At 71.1% G+C, this 17,257-nt stretch carries 19 protein-coding genes and 1 pseudogene; 13 read left to right on the top strand and 7 right to left on the bottom strand.

Annotated features, from left to right (window positions below; translation table 11 throughout):
* Positions 1–93: 93 nt before the first annotated feature.
* The 4 genes from ACFUO4_RS32645 to ACFUO4_RS32630 all read right to left on the bottom strand — a co-directional run bounded on the left by ACFUO4_RS32645 (position 94) and on the right by ACFUO4_RS32630 (position 3,804).
* Entirely contained in the window at positions 94–1,176 is a 1,083-nt protein-coding gene (locus tag ACFUO4_RS32645; RefSeq protein WP_383491675.1) for a 3-oxoacyl-ACP synthase III family protein, read from the bottom strand.
* A 58-nt stretch (positions 1,177–1,234) separates the two neighbouring features.
* Positions 1,235–2,128 carry a hypothetical protein gene (locus ACFUO4_RS32640; RefSeq protein ID WP_383491673.1) on the bottom strand — a complete coding sequence of 298 codons (894 nt, stop codon included), beginning with the start codon at positions 2,126–2,128 and terminating at the stop codon, positions 1,235–1,237.
* Positions 2,129–2,269: 141 nt separating this feature from the next.
* The gene (locus tag ACFUO4_RS32635; RefSeq protein WP_079311479.1) at positions 2,270–2,899 is read right to left on the bottom strand and encodes a hypothetical protein; all 630 of its coding nucleotides are present in this window, start codon (positions 2,897–2,899) and stop codon (positions 2,270–2,272) included.
* Between the two features lie 107 nt (positions 2,900–3,006).
* Entirely contained in the window at positions 3,007–3,804 is a 798-nt protein-coding gene (locus ACFUO4_RS32630) for an AfsA-related hotdog domain-containing protein (RefSeq protein WP_179143538.1), read from the bottom strand.
* A 168-nt stretch (positions 3,805–3,972) separates the two neighbouring features.
* On the opposite strand from ACFUO4_RS32630, the gene ACFUO4_RS32625 reads away from it, so the two are divergent.
* From ACFUO4_RS32625 to ACFUO4_RS32595, 7 genes are all read left to right on the top strand, one after another.
* Positions 3,973–4,575 carry a TetR/AcrR family transcriptional regulator gene (locus ACFUO4_RS32625; protein WP_079306016.1) on the top strand — a complete coding sequence of 201 codons (603 nt, stop codon included), beginning with the start codon at positions 3,973–3,975 and terminating at the stop codon, positions 4,573–4,575.
* A gap of 254 nt (positions 4,576–4,829) precedes the next feature.
* Positions 4,830–5,642 carry an SDR family NAD(P)-dependent oxidoreductase gene (locus ACFUO4_RS32620; RefSeq protein WP_383491669.1) on the top strand — a complete coding sequence of 271 codons (813 nt, stop codon included), beginning with the start codon at positions 4,830–4,832 and terminating at the stop codon, positions 5,640–5,642.
* Between the two features lie 52 nt (positions 5,643–5,694).
* Complete coding sequence (locus ACFUO4_RS32615; protein ID WP_059194211.1) at positions 5,695–5,925, top strand: tautomerase family protein; 231 nt, start codon at positions 5,695–5,697, stop codon at positions 5,923–5,925.
* Between the two features lie 51 nt (positions 5,926–5,976).
* A complete protein-coding gene (locus ACFUO4_RS32610) occupies positions 5,977–7,413 on the top strand; it encodes an MFS transporter (RefSeq protein WP_383491667.1) in 1,437 nt (478 codons plus the stop codon).
* 248 nt (positions 7,414–7,661) lie between these two features.
* Positions 7,662–9,293: an acyl-CoA carboxylase subunit beta gene (locus ACFUO4_RS32605; protein WP_383491665.1), complete on the top strand. Its 1,632-nt coding sequence runs from the start codon at positions 7,662–7,664 to the stop codon at positions 9,291–9,293.
* Positions 9,290–9,493, top strand: a complete 204-nt coding sequence (locus ACFUO4_RS32600) for an acyl-CoA carboxylase subunit epsilon (RefSeq protein WP_079306014.1) — start codon at positions 9,290–9,292, stop codon at positions 9,491–9,493. Before ACFUO4_RS32605 ends, ACFUO4_RS32600 begins: the two co-directional genes overlap by 4 nt.
* Positions 9,494–9,576: 83 nt before the next feature.
* Entirely contained in the window at positions 9,577–10,047 is a 471-nt protein-coding gene (locus tag ACFUO4_RS32595) for a MerR family transcriptional regulator (RefSeq protein WP_383491662.1), read from the top strand.
* Here ACFUO4_RS32595 and ACFUO4_RS32590 read toward each other — a convergent pair.
* Positions 9,987–11,108: an acyl-CoA dehydrogenase family protein gene (locus ACFUO4_RS32590; RefSeq protein ID WP_383491660.1), complete on the bottom strand. Its 1,122-nt coding sequence runs from the start codon at positions 11,106–11,108 to the stop codon at positions 9,987–9,989. The two genes, ACFUO4_RS32595 and ACFUO4_RS32590, sit on opposite strands and share 61 nt — an antisense overlap.
* A 91-nt stretch (positions 11,109–11,199) precedes the next feature.
* On the opposite strand from ACFUO4_RS32590, the gene ACFUO4_RS32585 reads away from it, so the two are divergent.
* Positions 11,200–11,745, top strand: a complete 546-nt coding sequence (locus ACFUO4_RS32585; RefSeq protein ID WP_079306011.1) for a TetR/AcrR family transcriptional regulator — start codon at positions 11,200–11,202, stop codon at positions 11,743–11,745.
* Here ACFUO4_RS32585 and ACFUO4_RS32580 read toward each other — a convergent pair.
* The gene (locus ACFUO4_RS32580; protein ID WP_383491658.1) at positions 11,715–12,836 is read right to left on the bottom strand and encodes a ScbA/BarX family gamma-butyrolactone biosynthesis protein; all 1,122 of its coding nucleotides are present in this window, start codon (positions 12,834–12,836) and stop codon (positions 11,715–11,717) included. The genes ACFUO4_RS32585 and ACFUO4_RS32580 overlap by 31 nt on opposite strands.
* A 138-nt stretch (positions 12,837–12,974) precedes the next feature.
* Between ACFUO4_RS32580 and ACFUO4_RS32575 the strand changes: the two genes are divergently transcribed.
* Positions 12,975–13,646: a ScbR family autoregulator-binding transcription factor gene (locus ACFUO4_RS32575; RefSeq protein WP_383491656.1), complete on the top strand. Its 672-nt coding sequence runs from the start codon at positions 12,975–12,977 to the stop codon at positions 13,644–13,646.
* 1 nt (position 13,647) lies between these two features.
* On the top strand, positions 13,648–14,433 hold the full coding sequence (locus ACFUO4_RS32570) for an inositol monophosphatase (RefSeq protein ID WP_079306008.1): 786 nt from the start codon (positions 13,648–13,650) through the stop codon (positions 14,431–14,433).
* A gap of 4 nt (positions 14,434–14,437) precedes the next feature.
* On the opposite strand, the gene ACFUO4_RS32565 is transcribed toward ACFUO4_RS32570, so the two are convergent.
* A complete protein-coding gene (locus tag ACFUO4_RS32565; protein WP_383491653.1) occupies positions 14,438–14,980 on the bottom strand; it encodes a hypothetical protein in 543 nt (180 codons plus the stop codon).
* Positions 14,981–15,789: 809 nt separating this feature from the next.
* Between ACFUO4_RS32565 and ACFUO4_RS32560 the strand changes: the two genes are divergently transcribed.
* From ACFUO4_RS32560 to ACFUO4_RS32550, 3 genes and pseudogenes are all read left to right on the top strand, one after another.
* Positions 15,790–16,641: a helix-turn-helix transcriptional regulator gene (locus tag ACFUO4_RS32560; RefSeq protein WP_383491652.1), complete on the top strand. Its 852-nt coding sequence runs from the start codon at positions 15,790–15,792 to the stop codon at positions 16,639–16,641.
* A complete protein-coding gene (locus tag ACFUO4_RS32555; RefSeq protein WP_383491651.1) occupies positions 16,601–16,804 on the top strand; it encodes a DUF397 domain-containing protein in 204 nt (67 codons plus the stop codon). Before ACFUO4_RS32560 ends, ACFUO4_RS32555 begins: the two co-directional genes overlap by 41 nt.
* 326 nt (positions 16,805–17,130) lie before the next feature.
* Positions 17,131–17,181: pseudogene (locus tag ACFUO4_RS32550) on the top strand (hypothetical protein); the annotation flags it as partial.
* Between the last annotated feature and the right edge of the window lie 76 nt (positions 17,182–17,257).

Genomic DNA, 17,257 nt, shown 5'->3' with positions numbered 1-17,257 from the left:
CTGAGGGGCGTCGGTGACGTCAGTGGTCTGTGCACGCGTGGTGTTTCTCCGTCGTGGGCGCGTCCGTGCCGGCCGGGTGATGGTCCCCGTCCGCTACCTCGCCCCGGCCAGCACCGGCTCCCGTACCTCGGCCGTCGTACCATCGCGTGCCGGGCGGGCGTGGGCCGTCGGGGCCCAGCGGAACAGGGCCGAGCCGACCGACATGCCGCCCCCGAAGGCCGACAGCACCGTCAGGTCGCCCTCGGTGAACAGGCCCCGGCGGTGCGCCACGTCGAGGGTGATCGGGACGGACGCGGCACCGGTGTTGCCGTGGTGGGCGAGGGCCAGATGCATCCGGGCGGTGTCGAGGCCGAGCGCGGGCCACACCTCGGCGAGCATCACCCCGTTCGCCTGGTGCGGGACGAAGTGCCGTACCGCGCGGCCCGGTACGCGCGCCTTGGCCAGCAACTCGCCGATCGCGCCGGGCAGGTTGTCGTGCACGAAGCCGCGCACCCCGCGGCCGTCCATCGTGAACCAGTGCGCGCCCTCCGCGACCGTGTCCGCCGACGCCGGGCGCCTGCTGCCGCCCGCCGGGACGCTGATCAGGCGGTGCTGGTCGCCCCGGGTCGTCAGGCTGGTGGTGATGCCGCCGGTCCCGGCCGGCACGGGCCCGAGGACGACGGCCCCCGCCCCGTCGCCGAACAGGATGGCCGTCTTGCGGTCGGCCGGGTCCAGGATGCGGGAGTAGATGTCCGCGCCGATGACCAGGGCGTACGGTCCCTGCTCCGACGCCGTGCGCGGCTCGGCGCGCAGCATGCGGTCGGCGGCCGTCAGCGCGAACATGAAGCCGCTGCACACCGAGTTGACGTCGAAGGCGGCGGCCCGGCGCGCCCCGATGAGGTCGGTGACGATGGCGGCGGTGGCGGGCTGGGGGTGGTCGGGGGTGGAGGTGGCGACGACGACGTACGTGATCTGGTCGGCCGTCAGGCCCGCCTGGAGCAGCGCCTGCCGGGCCGCGTGCGCCGCCAGGTCCGACGTGGCCTCGTGCGGGGCGGCGCGGTGTCGTCGTCGTATGCCGGTCTTGCGTTCGATCCATTCGGCGGTCACCCCCGCCGCGGCGCCGACCTCGTCGTTGTGGGCGACGGTCGCGGGCAGGTAGGAGCCGGTGGCGATGATGCCGATCGGATTGCCGTCCATGGTCTCTCCTGAGGGTCACGTGGCATGGCAGAAAGGTCAGTTCCGGTCAGTGGGACGGTCAGCCGGCGGGTTCGGTCGTGAACTCGCCGAAGCTCGGGCCCTGGAGCTTCAGCTGGGCGTGGATGTCGCCGCCGAGGCCGAAGTGGCCGATGGCGCCGCCGTAGTTCTGCTGGTAGCTCATCCACAGCACGACCACGTTGATCACCCGGTTGGAGCCGGGGGTGCCCGGTGCCGGGAAGGGGTTGGGCAGGGTCGCCCGGTAGTGGGCCATGCCGTTGCTGTCGCTGATGAAGGCGTTCGGCACGCCGAGCGGGCCGGGGCGGGTCGGGCCGGCCGGGTCGAGGTCGTGCTCGCGCAGCGACATGACCGTGTAGAGGCTGTCCGGGATCAGGCCGGTGAAGGCGAAGGAGAAGTCGGCGCTGCGCCGGTGCGCCGGCACATGCACCTCCAACTGGCCGCGCGCCTTGGTCCATTGGCCGAGCGTGATCGGCTCCCGCACCTTCGGGCCGTCCTCCTCGCGCAGGTCCGGGATGGGCGCCCCGTGCAGCGGATAGCTCGGGCGGCGCACGTCGTGCGCGTCGGGGCGCTGCTCCGGGGCGAACAGCATCGGGTAGTTGTTGCAGGGCAGAGGGAGGGGGAGGGTGAAGAGCTGGACCTGGGCGTCGGGACCGGTCGGGTCGGTGAGGTCGAGCTCGCGGACGATGTCGTACGGCAGGTTCTGGCCGAGCGGCGGCAGCGGGCTGTCCGGGGAGACCACCGCGCCGCCCCACGCGGAGACGGTGCCGCCGTCGGGGCCGGGCCGGTTGACGCGGCCGATGACGACGAAGTCGCCGTTCTCGTCGACGATCTCGCTCGGCGGGTAGAGGGGGCCCTGGGTGGTGACGCTCAGGTCGTAGGTCCGGGTCATGGGGGCGGCCGCGACGGGCGCGGGGGCCACGGGGGTCAGGGTCATGTCGGTGCTCCTTCGCGGACGCGAGGTGGAGAGGTGGATGGACGGGGGGAGAGCCGGAGACGGCCGGCCGCGCAACGCCGCGCTCAGTGCACAGGGGTTCCGCGGCCGGCCGTGGGAGGGGAGGAGCGGGGCCGGTGGGCGTCAGGCGGTGACGCGCTCGTAGATGCGGGTGTACAGGCCGTTGTCGCCTCCGGTGATGTAGGTGTCGCCCGCCTCGCGGACGATCTGCTGGTAGCGCGGGGAGGTGAAGGCCTCCATGTACTTCGCGGGGTCGGCGTCGAAGCCGGACACGAACATCACGCCGGGCTCGGTGCTGGCCAGCGAGTGGAACGCCTGGAAGCTCTTGACCTCGTCCGTGGTGCGCACGACGTCGAAGATGGTCTCCTCGCGCCAGGCGCGGTACTGCCGGTAGACCCGCGGCACGACCTCGACGTGCCGCATCTGCACGTAGTGCGTGTCGGGCAGGGCGCCGGCGGCCGGCTTGGGCGCCTCGACGAACTGCAGGAACTGGCGGCGGAAGTCGCCCTCGCCCAGCGGGCCGACGGCCTCCCACAGCTTCCACCAGTCGGCGCGCAGCTCCTCCATCTGCTCGAAACCGTTGTGCAGCGGGGCGAGTTCGAGGACGGAGTTGCTCTCCAGGCCGCGGTAGAGGATGCGGCCGTCGAAGCCGGACGCGTCGTTGTGGGCCTGCCAGGCCTCGGCGACGGCGTCGATCTGCTCGGGCTTGGCGAACAGCTCGGTGGCGGTGATGAGGGCGGCGGAAGCGGACATGGCGTTTCTCCTCGGGTGAGTGACTGCGTGAGTGAGTGACTGCGTGAGTGAGTGAGTGCGTGAGTGCGTGAGTGCGTGAGTACGTTCCTGACGTGCTCGTAAGGTGCTCAGACGGCGGCCGGCACCGGCTCCGCGGGCGTGATCGTCACGCGGGCGTTGCGCACCGTGTGCTCGACGGCGAACTGGGCCCGGCGGTGCTCCTTGGCCTCGATGACCGGGGCGTCGAAGGCCGTGTAGGTGACGGTGGTGATGGAGGCGCGGCGGCCGGCCTGGTGGAGGGAGATCTCCGCGGCGAAGGACAGCCGGTCGGGGTCGTCGAGTTCGGCGCGCAGCGAGTGGTAGACGATCGTGGCGTCGACGGGGAAGAGGAAGTTCTCGAAGTCGGTGTTCATCGATTCGATGACGTAGTAGTACGAGCGGTCGAGGTAGCGGCAGGCGTGGTAGCGCTCGCTGACCGCGAGGAACATCTGCCGGGCCGCCTCGACGGCGACCATGCCCTGGACGTGCTCGCCGGTCTGGTGGTCGATGAGCAGCTCGTTGTCGTTGTGGACCCGGAGGGTGGCGGAGAAGAGGTCCGCCCCGTCCCGCCGGAGGTCGGCTATCAGGGTGTTGCAGCTTCGGTGTTTGTGGGCCTCGCCGCGGCCGGCCAGCGCCGGCGCCCGGAAGTCGAGGTCGAGACGGTCACCGAGACCGAGCAGCAGGGCCGCGTCCCTGACGATGTCCGCGTCCTCGGCGGTGATGCCCTGACCCGCGCGGACCCGGACCGGTCGGTTGTCCCAGGAATAGACCCCGAGGCGCATCTCCTCGATGAACTGGCTGACGGTGAGGACGTCCTGCTGGGCGGCGAATCCGGCGAAACGGTCACCGACGAGCAGCAGAGTCCGGAGGGTGGCTGTGGCTGACATGCGTTTCTCCTCAGCTGACATGAGGGGCCTGCCGCCTCTTCCGCACCGGGTTTTCCGGGGTGGCGGGGCCGATGTGAAAGACCGTAGAGGAGTCGCGACGAGAGTGCAACCATCTAGTTGGTTTTTCTGAACCATCCAGTTGGTTGTGCGGTGGACTACGCTTGCCTCATGGCTGAGACACCCAAGGCGCAGGCGACCCGCGCCAAGCTTCTGGAAGCCGCCGAGGCGGAGTTCTCCGAGCACGGGCTCGCGGGTGCGCGCGTGGACCGCATCGCCGAGCGCTCCGGCGTCAACAAGCAGCGGATCTACGCCTACTTCGGCAACAAGGAAGCCCTGTTCGCCGCCGTGATGACGAAGGTCTACGCCCATATGTCGGACGCGGTGCCCATCCCCGTCACGGAGGAGGGGCTGCGTTCGTACGTCGGCGAGGTCTTCGACTATCACCGCCAGTCCGACCTCGTACGGCTGCTGGCCTGGGAGGGTCTGCACTACCGCGACAAGCCGATCCCGGACGAGAAGGAGCGCGAGGCGTACTACGTCCACAAGACGGCCGCGCTCAGCCTCGCGCTCGGCGTCGACGACCCCGCCACGGCCGCCCGCGTGCTCATCGCCCTGATCGGTATCGCGTCCTGGCCGTTCATCGTGCCGCAGCAGCGCCGGCTGATGCTGGGGCCGGACGGGGAGACGGAGAGCGGGTGGGCGCTGCTGCGGGCGAGCGTGGTGGCCCACGGGCACTCGATCATCGACAACGTGCTCCAGGGGGCGGTCTGACGACCGTCTGACGTCCGTCGGGTCTGGGTGGGCTGAGGGAGTCCGGATATTTTCCGGGCTCCCTTTTTGCTGGTCGCAGGGGTGGGGGAGGGGTTCAACCATCTAGTTGGTTCTTAAAAACCAACTAGATGGTTGCGCGTGTTCCGCAACCGGGCTACCGTCTTCATCACCAGGCCGGACCCGCTCCGCTCGGGCCGCCGGTGGTATCTGACGCATCGTCAAGCCCCGTCTCGTGCCCGTGAATCGAGGACGCCATGACCCCCATCGCCACCACCTCCGCCACCTCCCTCGCCCCCGTGGTCGTCGTCACCGGCGCCACCGGCGGCATGGGTTCGGCCGTCGTCCAGGAGCTCGCCCGCTCGGACGCCACCGTGGTCCTGCTCGGCCGGGACGCGGGCCGCCTGGAGCGGACCCGGCAGGAGATCGACGCCCGCACGGGCGGCGCGGGCCGGCTCGTGACCTACGAGACCGACATCAACTCCGCCGCCTCGGTCGACGCCTGCGTCGCCGCCCTGGTCGCCGAGCTCGGCCGGGTGGACGGCCTGGTGCACACCGCGGGGGACGGCCCGCTCGCCCCGCTCGCCGAAGCCGACGACGCGATGTGGCAGGCCACGTTCAACGGCAAGCTGATGGGCGCCGTACGGCTCACCCGGGCGCTCGCCGGACCGCTGGCCGAGGGCGACGGCGGCTCGGTCGTGCTGGTCAGCGGCGTCTTCCGTAAGGACCCCGACCCGCTCTTCCCGGTGAACAGCGCGGTCAACGCCGCCCTCGCCGCCTTCGCCAAGGCGGTGTCCAAAGACCTCGGCCGCTCCGGCGTCCGGGTCAACGTCCTCGACCCCGGTGCCGTCCGCACACCCCTCTGGGACGAGATCGCCAAGGCGATCGGCGACCGCACCGGCGCCACCGCGGTGGAGGTCACCGCCCAGGTCGCCGCTCAGAGCCCGCTCGGCAGGCTGGCCGACCCGGCCGACGTGGCCCGCGTGGCGGCCTTCCTCCTCTCGCCCGCCGCCCGCCACATCACGGGCGCCGCCCTCACCCTCGACGGCGGAGCGTCCGCGGGTCTGTGACCCCGCGCGCCTCCCCGATCCTCAACCCCCGTACGCCACAAGGAGCTTCGCCATGCCCATCCTCTCCATGACCACCTGGCCGAACCAGACCGACGAGAAGTGCCAGGAGCTGATCGAGGAACTCACCGCGACCGTGCACCGCGTCATCGGGGCGCCCCTCGACAAGATCACCGTCTACATCCAGGAGATCCCGCAGAACCGCTGGGGCGAGGGCGGGGTGCTCGGCACGAACCCGGAGTTCGCCGAGCTCAGCCGCCGCCGCGCCGCGCCGGTGGACGCCTGACCGCACGCCACGCCCCTCCCCCCACCCCTTATCTCCAAGGAGAGAGTTCCCATGGCCATCCTGACCCGGTCCGCGCGGACCGACCGGCGCCCGGTCGAACCGGCCGGCGCACCGCCCGCCGCCCCCCGGTCCAGTTCCCCCACCACCGTCCTCGCCGCCGCCCTCCTCGCCTTCTTCGTCATCTCCCTCGACGGCTCGGTCGTCAACGTGGCCCTCCCGGCCATTTCCCACTCCCTGGGCGGCACGATGGCCGACCTCCAGTGGATCGTCGACGGCTACACCCTGATGTTCGCCGCGTTCATGCTGTCGGCCGGTACCTTCTCGGACCGGATCGGTGCCAGCCGCGCCTACGCCTGGGGCCTCGCCTCCTTCACCGTCGCCTCCCTGGCCTGCGGAATCGCCCCCAACCTCGGGACGCTGATCGGCGCCCGCATGGTGCAGGGCGGCGCGGCGGCCCTCATGGTCCCGGCCTCGCTCGCGCTGATCCGGCAGACCTACACCGACCCCGGCAAGCGGGCGCGGGCCATCGCGATCTGGACGGCCGCCGGTTCCGTGGCCGTCGCGGTCGGGCCGGTCATCGGCGGCATGCTCACCAGCGGGCTGAGCTGGCGTGCGGTGTTCTACCTCAACCTCCCGGTCGGCGCCCTCGGTCTCGCGCTGCTGACCCGCATCACGCCCTCGCCGCGCCGGTCGGCGCCGGTCGACCTGGTCGGCCAGCTGTCGGTGGTGGCGTCCCTGGCCGGTCTGACGTACGCCGTGATCGAGGGCGGGCGCGCGGGCTGGACGAGCGTGGACGTGCTGGGCACGCTGGCGCTCGCCGCGGTCGCGATCGCGGTGTTCGTGGTGACGCAGTCGCGGCGCGAGCAGCCGATGGTGCCGCTGAGCATCTTCAAGAACCGCACGGTCCTCGTCTGCCTCGCGGCCGGCTTCACCATCAACGCGGTCTTCTACGGCGCGATCTTCCTGCTCGGCATGTACTTCCAGCAGGTCCGCGGCGCCTCCCCGGTCAGCACCGGCGCGATGTTCATCCCGATGTGCGCGCTGATCTCCATCGTCAACATGGCGGGCGTGAAGCTCGCGGCCCGCAAGGGGGCGTGGGTGCCGATGACGATCGGGCAGCTGGTGATGACGGCAGGCTCACTGCTGATGCTGACGGTCACGTCCTCCACCTCGTACTGGGTCCCGGTGCTGCTGCTGGTCCCGATCGGCCTGGGCGGCGGGCTGGCGGTGCCGTCCCTGACGGCGGCGATCCTGGAGAACGTGGACGGCGAACGGGCCGGCACGGCGGCGGCGGTGCTCAACACCTTCCGCCAGGTGGGCAGTTGCATCGCGGTGGCGGCGTTCGGCGCACTGATCGCGGACACGGGGCACTTCCAGCGGGGCTTCGACACGAGCTTCGTGGCAAGCGTGGTGATGCTGCTGGCGACGGCAGCGGCCACGGCCGTCCTCCTGCCCCGCCTGACCAACAGGCCGGGCGACAAGGCCTAGGGGTACCGGACGTACCCCTGGACGGCCGGTCGGCTCCGACGCCCCCCGCCCACCGCACCGGCCACACGCGAAGACCCCGGCCCGGGTTCCACACCCGGCGCCGGGGTCTTCGTCGTGGTGAGGGGACGCTTACACCCCCGCGAAGACACCCTGCGAAAACGCCCCCGTGAGCGCCCCCGCGCAAACCCCTTCGCAAAGCCCCGTTAAAATACCTTCACGAAGGAATTTAAAGCAGGCAGGATGGACCCATGACCGTGATGGAAGAACGCACCCTTCCCCAGCCCCCACCGGACACCACACCCGCGACCTCCACCCCCGCTCCCACCCCCGACACCACCCGCACCCGCCTCGCCGAACTGCACCTCATTCGCGAGCTCGCCCACGACGGCCCCGCCCCCGGCGCCACCGAGCAGCAGCACGCCCGCGGCAAGCTCACCGCCCGTGAGCGCATCGAACTGCTGCTGGACCCGGGCTCGTTCACCGAGGTCGAGGCGTTGCGTCGGCACCGGGCCACCGGGTTCGGGCTGGAGGCCCGCCGCCCCTACACCGACGGTGTCGTTACCGGGTGGGGCACCGTGCACGGACGGACCGTCTTCGTCTACGCCCATGACTTCCGCATCTTCGGCGGCGCTCTCGGTGAGGCGCACGCCACGAAGATCCACAAGGTGATGGACCTCGCGCTGGCCGCCGGGGCTCCGCTGGTCAGCCTCAATGACGGGGCCGGCGCCCGGATTCAGGAGGGGGTCTCCGCCCTCGCGGGATACGGCGGCATCTTCACCCGCAACGTCGCCGCCTCCGGCGTCCTCCCGCAGATCAGCGTGATGCTCGGCCCCTGCGCCGGCGGCGCCGCCTACTCGCCCGCGCTCACCGACTTCGTCTTCATGGTCCGCGGCATCTCCCAGATGTTCATCACCGGCCCCGACGTCGTCCGCACCGTCACCGGCGAGCAGGTCAGCCAGGACGGCCTCGGCGGCGCCGACGTGCACGCCGACGTCTCCGGCGTCGCCGCCGCGGCCTACGACGACGAGGTGAGCTGCCTGGAGGACGTGCGGCATCTGCTGTCCCTGCTGCCGGACAACAACCGTGAACTGCCGCCCTACGAATCGCCCTCGGACGATCCCGACCGGCGCTGCGAGGCCCTGCTCGACCTGGTGCCGGCCGAGCCGAACCAGGCCTACGACATCCATCGCGTCATCGAGGAGATCGTCGACGACGGCGATTTCTTCGAGGTGCAGGCCACCTGGGCGACCAACCTGCTGTGCGCGCTCGCCCGGCTGGACGGGCATGTCGTGGGCGTCGTGGCCAATCAACCCTCCTCCACCGCCGGGGTGCTGGACATCGCCGCGTCCGAAAAGGGCGCGCGGTTCGTGCAGTTCTGCGACGCCTTCAACATTCCCCTCGTCACGCTCGTGGACGTGCCCGGGTTCCTGCCGGGCGTCGGCCAGGAGCACGCCGGGATCATCCGGCACGGCGCCAAGCTGCTGTACGCGTACTGCAACGCCACCGTGCCGCGCATCTCCTTGGTGCTGCGCAAGGCCTACGGCGGCGCCTACATCGTCATGGACTCGCGTTCCATCGGCGCCGACCTCGCCCTCGCCTGGCCCACCAACGAGATCGCCGTGATGGGGGCCGAGGGGGCCGCGAACGTCGTCTTCCGGCGGGAGATCGCCGCCGCGGACGATCCGGAGGCGGTGCGCGAGCGTCGTATCAAGGAGTACAAGTCCGAGCTCATGCACCCCTATTACGCCGCCGAGCGCGGTCTCGTCGACGACGTCATCGATCCTCGCGACACCCGGGCCGTGCTCGTCCGGGCGCTCGCGATGCTCCGGGCCAAGCATGCCGACCTGCCCTCCCGCAAGCACGGGAACCAGCCCGTATGAGCGGCACCGAGGAGCCCCTGCTCAAGGTGGTGCGCGGCGATCCGTCGCCCGAGGAGCTGGCCGCCGCCACCGCCGTCCTGCTGGAAGTGGCCCGGCGGGCGCCTGCCGCGGAGGAGCCCGCGCCCGCCCGGACCGCCGCACCCACCTGGTACCGGCCGGCCCTCACCGCACACCGCGCCGCCGCGTCCTGGCGCCACTGAAGCCGCCCGGCCTTCCAGGCCTTCCAGACCCCGTCGGCTGTCCCGACCGTCCCGACTCTCCCGACCGAAGGATCACCATGTCCGTGAGCGACACCACGACCGAGTACGCGGGATACGACCGCAAGCGGCCCACCGCCTACGTCACCACCCACGCCGAGACCTACTCCCTGGAGGAGGTCGTCCGCATCAGCGGCCTCGACGCCGACACCCTCGGCTGGTACGAGCGGCAGGGGCTCATCGAGAGCGCCGAGGAGGACCCGTACGGGGTGCGCGCCTACAGCCCGATCCATCTGCGCTGGCTGGAGTTCCTCAACCACCTGCGCAGCACCGGGATGTCCCCGGCCGACATGAACCACTACGTCGAGCTGTACCGGGCGGGCGACTCGACCATCGCCGCCCGCCGTGAACTGCTCGCAGCGCACCGGGAGTTGCTGCTCCCGCGGGCGGCCGAGTTCGCCGCCACGCTCCGCTACCTGGACTGGAAGATCGGGTTCTACGCGGAGCGGGAGGCCGTGCTCGCCCGGTCCGCCGCGGCGAGCGCGGTGGAGGCGTAGGCGGCGGCGGTCGGCTCGAGGCGGAGCACACCGTGCGAGGCGACCGTGTGGACGTCCCGCCACAGGCGGGTGAGGTCGCCGGAGGCGTCGCGGATGTGGGCGCCGGTGCGGAAGAGGCGGTCCACGGCGTCGGCGAGGAGGCCGGCGGCCACGGCCGCGTCCCGCTGGTTGCCGGTGACCAGCGCCGGGGTGACCGGCTCGGTGTCGGCGCGCCGCGCGGCCCGCTCCAGGAGCAGTCCGGCCGCGTCGATGTGGGCCGAGGCCACGGCGAGCGTCTCGCGCACCGCCGCACTGTCGTGCTGCGGGCGGCCGCTGCCGGGCGCCTTGGAAGCCGCCCACTGAGACCACACCGCCAGCGCCCGGCGGGCCGCGCCCAGCGCGGGCGCGCAGAACATCAGCCCGCCGGCCAGCTGGGCGGGCGCGGTGTGACAGCGGGGGAGGTCAGGGGCGGTGGCCCCGCGCATCAACTCCGCCATGGGGAAGGACAGTTCGTGCGGGACAACGGCGTCCCGTACGACCGCCGTGTGGCTGCCGGTGCCGCGCAGTCCGGTGGCGTCCCAGGTGTCGAGCACGTCGACGGCGGCGCCCGGCACCGCGAACACCCGCGTCTCCCCGTCGTCCGCGACGGGCGCGGCGACCAGCACCCACTCCGCGCTGTCCGCGCCGCTCACGCAGCCCCAGGTGCCGGTCAACCGCCAGCCGTCCGGGGCCGGTTCGGCCCGGCCGGCCGGTGGCATCAGGGCCGCCGATATCGGTACGTCGGGGGAGGAGCCCCACAGTCTGCGCCGCCCCTCCTCGGGCAGCAGCGCGGCGAACCGGCCGTGCGCGGCCCACAGCATGCCGACCCAGGCGGCCGACGTACAGGCCTCGCCGACCGCGGCGACCTCGTGCAGAAGGACCGTGAACGTGCCTTCCGCACCACCCCAGCGGGCGGGCACGAAGTGCCGGGCCAGGCCGGAGGCCGCCAGCGCGGCGACCGCCTCGCGCGCCAACCGGCGGTCGCTGTCGGCGGTACGGGCCTGTCGGGCGATGGTGTCGAACGCGGAGGGTGTGGGGGGCATGTGGCTGCTCCTAGTCATCTCTGTCAGGATCAGGTAAAAAAAGTGCGTTCAAGAAGGTATTGTTCGAGGCAAACGGACGAAGGGGCCCGTGATGGCGAAACAGGCGCGCTCGCTGCGCACCCATGAGCTGGTCCTGGACGCCGCCGCGGCCGAGTTCGTCCGGCATGGTTATCCGCGCGCCAACCTCCAGCACGTGGCGGCCCGCACCGGGCTGACCAAGGGCGCCCTGTACGCCCACTTCGCCTCCAAGGAGCACCTGGCGCGGGCGCTCACCGACCACCTCGACCAGGTCGTCGACGAACTCCTCGCCCGGTACAAGGACACGGACCTCCCGGCGAACGAGCAGTTGCGTGCCGTGTGCTGCGCCCTCGCGGAGCGCGTGGAGTCGGACGTACGGTTCAACGCGGCGCTGCGCCTGGTGATGGACGAGGCCCAGTCGGCGCCCGAACCCCCGCGGCTCCCGGCCGACTTGCGGGCACTGTCAGCGGAGTCGCTGGCCGATCTGGCCCTGGTGATCCTGGTGGGCGCGTACTACACGGCCCCCGATCCGGAACGGCGCGGACTGGCCGAGCGGGTACGGGGGCTGTGGGAGGCGGTGGACGGGCGTCAGGCCGTGGAAGAAACGGGCGCCCGGTGATCGGCGCGAGCGGCGCGGTGCGCCGCCTGGGTGCCCCACAGGGTGCGGCAGGTGGCGACCGAGGTGCCGTTCTGCACGGCGTCCAGGGTCAGCCGGGTGGTGCCGGAGCCGGTGTCGGGCTGCCGCTCGCGCACCACCAGGTCGATGGGGGCGTCCAGTTCGCCGAAGGCCTGGCAGTCGACCTCCATGCCGAGCAGGCCGTGTCCGGCGCCGCGGGCCATGTCACCGGGGTGCAGCAGGAGGTGGCCGAGCTGGCGGAAGCCCTCCAGGGTGACCATCAGCGGGACGTGGTCGCTGGGGTGGTCGAAGAAGATCGGGTGCTCGACGTCGATGAGCAACTGCCAGGGCGTGTCCGTGTGTTCGCGCACCAGCACGCTGTCCTTGGCACGCAGGCGCCCCACCGCGGCCGGGTGCACCCGCTCCAGCGCGCGCGGCGCCGGGCCGGTGACGGCGACGCCGCGCGGCTTGGCGCCCCGGCCGCGCAGCATGGCGTACCGCTTGTCGTCGACCGCGACGACGTGCAGCGCGCCGCGCCCGCAGGTCCGGCCGCCCACGGTGAGGACGACGTCGAGGCGCATGCCGAAGCGATGCGGCGGACGGTTGCCGACCCACGCCCACTCGGCCTCCAGGACCACCGGGACCGGTTCGCCGCCGATGCGCAGGGCGGCCGGGTCGGTGATCTCGAACTGCGAGCCGAAGCCGATGAAGCGGTGGGTGAGCGGCACGTCGTAGTAGGCGTGCGCGAGGTAGACCAGGGCCTGGCGGATGGTCTCCATGAACAGCAGCGGGTCGCTGGTGCCGTCGCTGCCCGGCGAGTAGAGGGCGTGGTCGCGCGGCCACTGGGCGGCGACCAGGAAGGAGTGCTCGTCGGTGCGGACGGCGTCGGTGAGGAAGACCTCGGCGATGGCGGCGCGGTGCACCATGTGGCGCGGGACCGGCTGGAGGTAGCTGAGCTGGGGGTGCGCGGGGTGTGCGGGGGCCTCGGGGCCCGGCGCGAGAAGCAGCGGACCGCGGGATTCCGCTCGTGCGGCGGTCGAGCCGACCGTGGCGCGTATGGGCGTGGAGACAGGTGTGACGACAGGCTGATGCATGGTCTGTACCCCCAGTGAACGATTCACGCAGACAGCAACACCGGCACAACACCGGCACAGGACGTCCGCCGGTCGGGCCGGGACTTACAATACATTCCCGAAGGTATATTTCAAGGAACGCCAGAGGATCGGCAGAGGATGGACAGCATGGCCGTGGAACGCAGCGCAGCCAGGCCCCGGCCCGCCCGGGACACCGCCCCCCGGCACCGGGACACGGGCCTGAAGCAGGAGCGGGCCGTGCGCACCCGCGCCCAGGTCCTCGACGCGGCGGCGGAGGCCTTCGCCACCCAGGGGTTCCCCGCGGTGACCGTGCAGGACGTGGCCGCACTCGCCGGAGTGACCAAGGGCGCGGTCTACTTCCACTACGCCAACAAGGAGGCCCTCGCGCAGGCCTGCGCCGAGGAGTTCTACCACCGGATCGGCGTCATCGGGCAGGAGGTCGAGGAGGCCGACCTCTCGCCGCTGCGGGCGGTGACCGAGCTGCTGGAGCGCACGGCGAGGGCGTTCCGGGACGAGACGATGGTCCAGGCCGGCGCCCGCCTCCAGATCGAACGTTCCCTGATCGGCGCCGAGATGCCCATGCCCTACCTCGGCTACACCGAGTCCCTGACGGTCTGGCTGCGCCAGGCCCAGGAGGCGGGCCAGCTCCCCGCGGGCACCTCCCCGGAGGCCACCGCGCGCGTCCTGGTCTCCGCCTTCTTCGGCGCCCAGCACATCTCCTGGGTCCTCAACGACCGCGCGGACATCGCGGACCGGGTGCAGGAGATCCTGGCGGCGGTGGTCCCGATGGCGACGCGGAAAGCGGGATGAGATGACGGCCCGCGTGGACCTGGACCGCGCCCTGGCGGTCGCGACTCAACTGGCCGACGAAGCGGCGGAGTTGATCCGCCGCCCACGCCCCGACGCGGTCCGGGAGAAGGACGGCCCCGCCGACATCGTCACCGACACCGACGAGGCCGTGGAGCGCCACGTCCGCGAGACGCTCGCCGCGGCCTTCCCCGGGCACGGGATCGTCGGCGAGGAGTACGGCGTCACGGCGGGCGCCCCCGACGCCCCGCACTGGGTCGTCGACCCGGTCGACGGCACCACCAACTACGCCCACGGCATCGGCTGGTGCTCCTTCTCCCTGGGCCTGGCCGCCCCCGACGGCACCCCGCTCCTCGGCGTGGTCGCGGACCCGTGGCGCCGCGAGACGTTCACGGCGCTCAAGGACCGCGGCGCGCACCTCAACGGCACCCCGGTCCACGCGGCCCCGCACACCACCCTCACCGGCCACGTCTTCCTCACCGAGTGGGCGGCCCACGCCCACTGGCCCGGCCTGGACACCCTGCTGTCCGACCTGGCCGACCGCCATTGCACGGCCCGCGTCATGGGCTCCACGGCCCTGTCCCTGGTCCAGGTGGCGGCGGGCCGCGCGACGGCGGCGGGAATCGGCTCCTTCCACCATGTGGACGGACTGCCGGCGTTGCTGATCGCGAGGGAGGCGGGCGCGGTCGCCGTGCCCGAACTCCCCTCGTACGGCGAGCCGTTGCTGCTCGCCGCACCGGGGGTGGCGGAGGAGGCGCTGGAGGTGTGGCGTCGGCGCCTGACCGCCTGAGGCGTCAGACCGTCGGAGAGGCGCTGAACAGGTGCTTCTGGTCGCCGCCGCCGTCGCTGTCCCAGTCGAGGTGCAGCTCGCCGTCGCCCAGCCCCTTGCCGGAGCCGATCCTGTAGCTGATCGTGCCGGTGGTGTACGAGTTGTTGTAGTTGCCGTTGGAGGTGCTGTCCTCCAGCTTGGCCTCGATGCCGTGGAAGTTCTTCGACGTCTTCACCGGGTCCGTGCCGGACTGCGACTTCTTGATCTGGACCTTGAAGTAGGCCGAGTCGAAGATCGTGTCGTCGTCGACCTGGCCGTACGCCGGGCCGTCCCAGCTGATCTTGGCGTAGCTGTAGACGGTGGAACCGGAGCGCTTGGCGCACACCTTGACGGTGAAGTCCCAGTTGTCGGCCCACGGGCCCGAGTACGAGGGGTCGTCGACGGACTTCGTGCTGGTGGTGCACTTGTAGTCGGCGGCGGCAGCCGGGGTCGCGGCCGTGATCGCCGTGGTGCCCGCGAGCGCGGCCACGACAACCGCGGCGGACGTGGCGCGCTTCAACTTGCGCATGATGGGGGGGCCTTTCTCGGTGCATGGGGGGATCACTCGCTGCACAGGAGGTTGGGGGAGTACCTCGGGCGTGACCGCCCTGCGCGCGTCGTCATGCAGCGGGCTTGATCGTAACCGGCACATGATCAGAAGGGGTTGCCGTACCTGCGGGCGCTCTGATCATTCACGAGAAGCCCGTGAGCTTTCACCGCGCGATCACGGGACGACGTGAGTGGCATGGCAGAGGCGGTCCGTGGAGAGCGCTGCGATGGGCTGGGGGCCCACGTGCTCTCCGTGGAGAATGGTTGCGTCGCCTGTCGTCTTGCCCACGACGGAGCCCTCCCACATCCGCGCGGCAGCTGGCAGCAGTCGTTTCGCTTTGCGCTTGGTGTAGTCGCGGCGAATTACCTTGGTCGGCCCGCGCCGCCCGCCCGCGAAGGCGTGACCGTCGGCGTCCGGTACCCCTGCCAACCACCCGGCAATGCGGGTGTTCTCGGGCTCCCACGGGCGGCCGAGGCTGTGATCGTGCCCTCTGTGGTGGTGATGCGATATGAGTCCGTGGTGGCCAGCTCGTTGCAGGTGACAACTCCACGCCGATAGCGCCGTCCGCCGTTCACGTTGCCGACCGCCCGCCCCCTCAGTCCGAAGATTCGCCCATCGCATCAAACGACCGCTGCCCTCGCAGGTCACGCATTCGACGAGCGAACAGCGGCCCACTCCAGGGGCCCGGGCTGACTTTATTTGGAGGACGATTATGTGCTTCCCGCCGCCGGAGTGTCACCGAGTGGCTACGCTCGGCTACGAGTCGAGCATGCGAGGGGTGACCGCCCATGGCACACGTCCGCCGAGACCTTGATCCCAGCGCGTCCCCGCTGGACTACTACGGCTACGAGTTGCGGCGACGCCGCGACAGCGCGGGGCTGACCTTGGGTGAGCTGGGGTCGATCATCTTCTGCACGGGGTCGCTGGTGGGCCAGATCGAGTGCGCGCAGAAGGTGCCGACGCGGGAGTTCAGTGAGCGGGTGGATGCGGCGCTGGGGACGGAGGGGTTCTTCTCGGGGTTGGTGGGGCTGGTGTTGCAGAGCCAGTTGCCGAGCTGGTTCCAGCCGTACGCGGCGATGGAGGCGAAGGCGACGTACATCTCCACGTTCCAGTGTCAGGTGGTGTACGGGTTGTTGCAGACCGAGGAGTACGCCCGGGTTCTGCTGAGCGTCGGGCACCCGGACGAGGTGGATGAACAGGTGGCCGCGCGGCTAGAGCGCCAGCGCATCCTGAGGCGGGAAGTGCCGCCACCGCTGTGGGTGGTGCTGTCAGAGGCGGTGCTGCATCAGCAGGTCGGTTGCTCTGAGGTCATGCGGGAGCAACTGGAGTACCTGTTGCACTTCGCGAAGAACCCGTGGGTCCAGATCCAGGTGCTGCCGTTCTCGGTCGGTCAACACCCCGGGATGATGGGTTCGTTCAACCTGCTGCGCTTCGATCGCGACCCGGACCTCTTCTACGCCGACGGCTACGACCAGGGCTATATGACGGCCAACCCGCAAGTGATCAGGGAGCGTTCGGTCGGTTACGCTCGCTTGCAAGCCTGCGCCCTCTCCCCGGAGGACTCGGCGGAACTGATCGGGCGCGTCATGGAGGATCGCTATGGGCACCAACCAGGACCTGACCGGAGCACCGTGGCGTAAGTCGTCGTACAGCGGCACCAGCGGCGACTGCCTGGAGGTTGCCCAGATCCCCACCACCCACATCGCCATCCGAGACTCCAAGCACCCCACCCTCGGCCACCTCCGCGTCACCCCCGCCACCTTCACCGCCTTCGTGGCCGCAACTGCGCGCGGCGCCCTCTAGGGCGATCCACAGCTCCCTGCCACGTTGGCTTTAAGCGGCGGCGAAATCGTCTCCGCCATGGCCAACTCAACGCACGGACACAAGCCCCGCACCCCCGCAGCGCACCGCTCGCGCCGTTGGTTCCTGAACAAGTCGCTCCTCGCCGGCGGCGTCTCCGCCGTCGCGGTGATGGGCGGCTACGCCGCAAGCCAGGCGGGCGCCGAGACGACGGCCCGGCGGTGGCTTCGGGCAGACCATCGCCTACGACGACTTCGTCGGCGTCACCACGGACGGGACCGTCATCGACGACCGACTCCAACGACCGCGACGGCCTTGCCCTGCGCGACATGACGGAGAAGCAGTACAAGCTCGCGATCAAGCTGCTGAAGGCTGCCCTCTCCGCGCGCGGACTCGAGAACGCCACCCAGATCCGCAAGCTCAACCACTACCTCGGCGAGGCCAGTGGCGACACGA

This window comes from Streptomyces sp. NPDC057280, assembly GCF_042668605.1.
In the GTDB taxonomy this organism is placed as follows: Bacteria; Actinomycetota; Actinomycetes; order Streptomycetales; family Streptomycetaceae; genus Streptomyces.
This window is presented reverse-complemented; position numbering and strand designations above follow the sequence as displayed.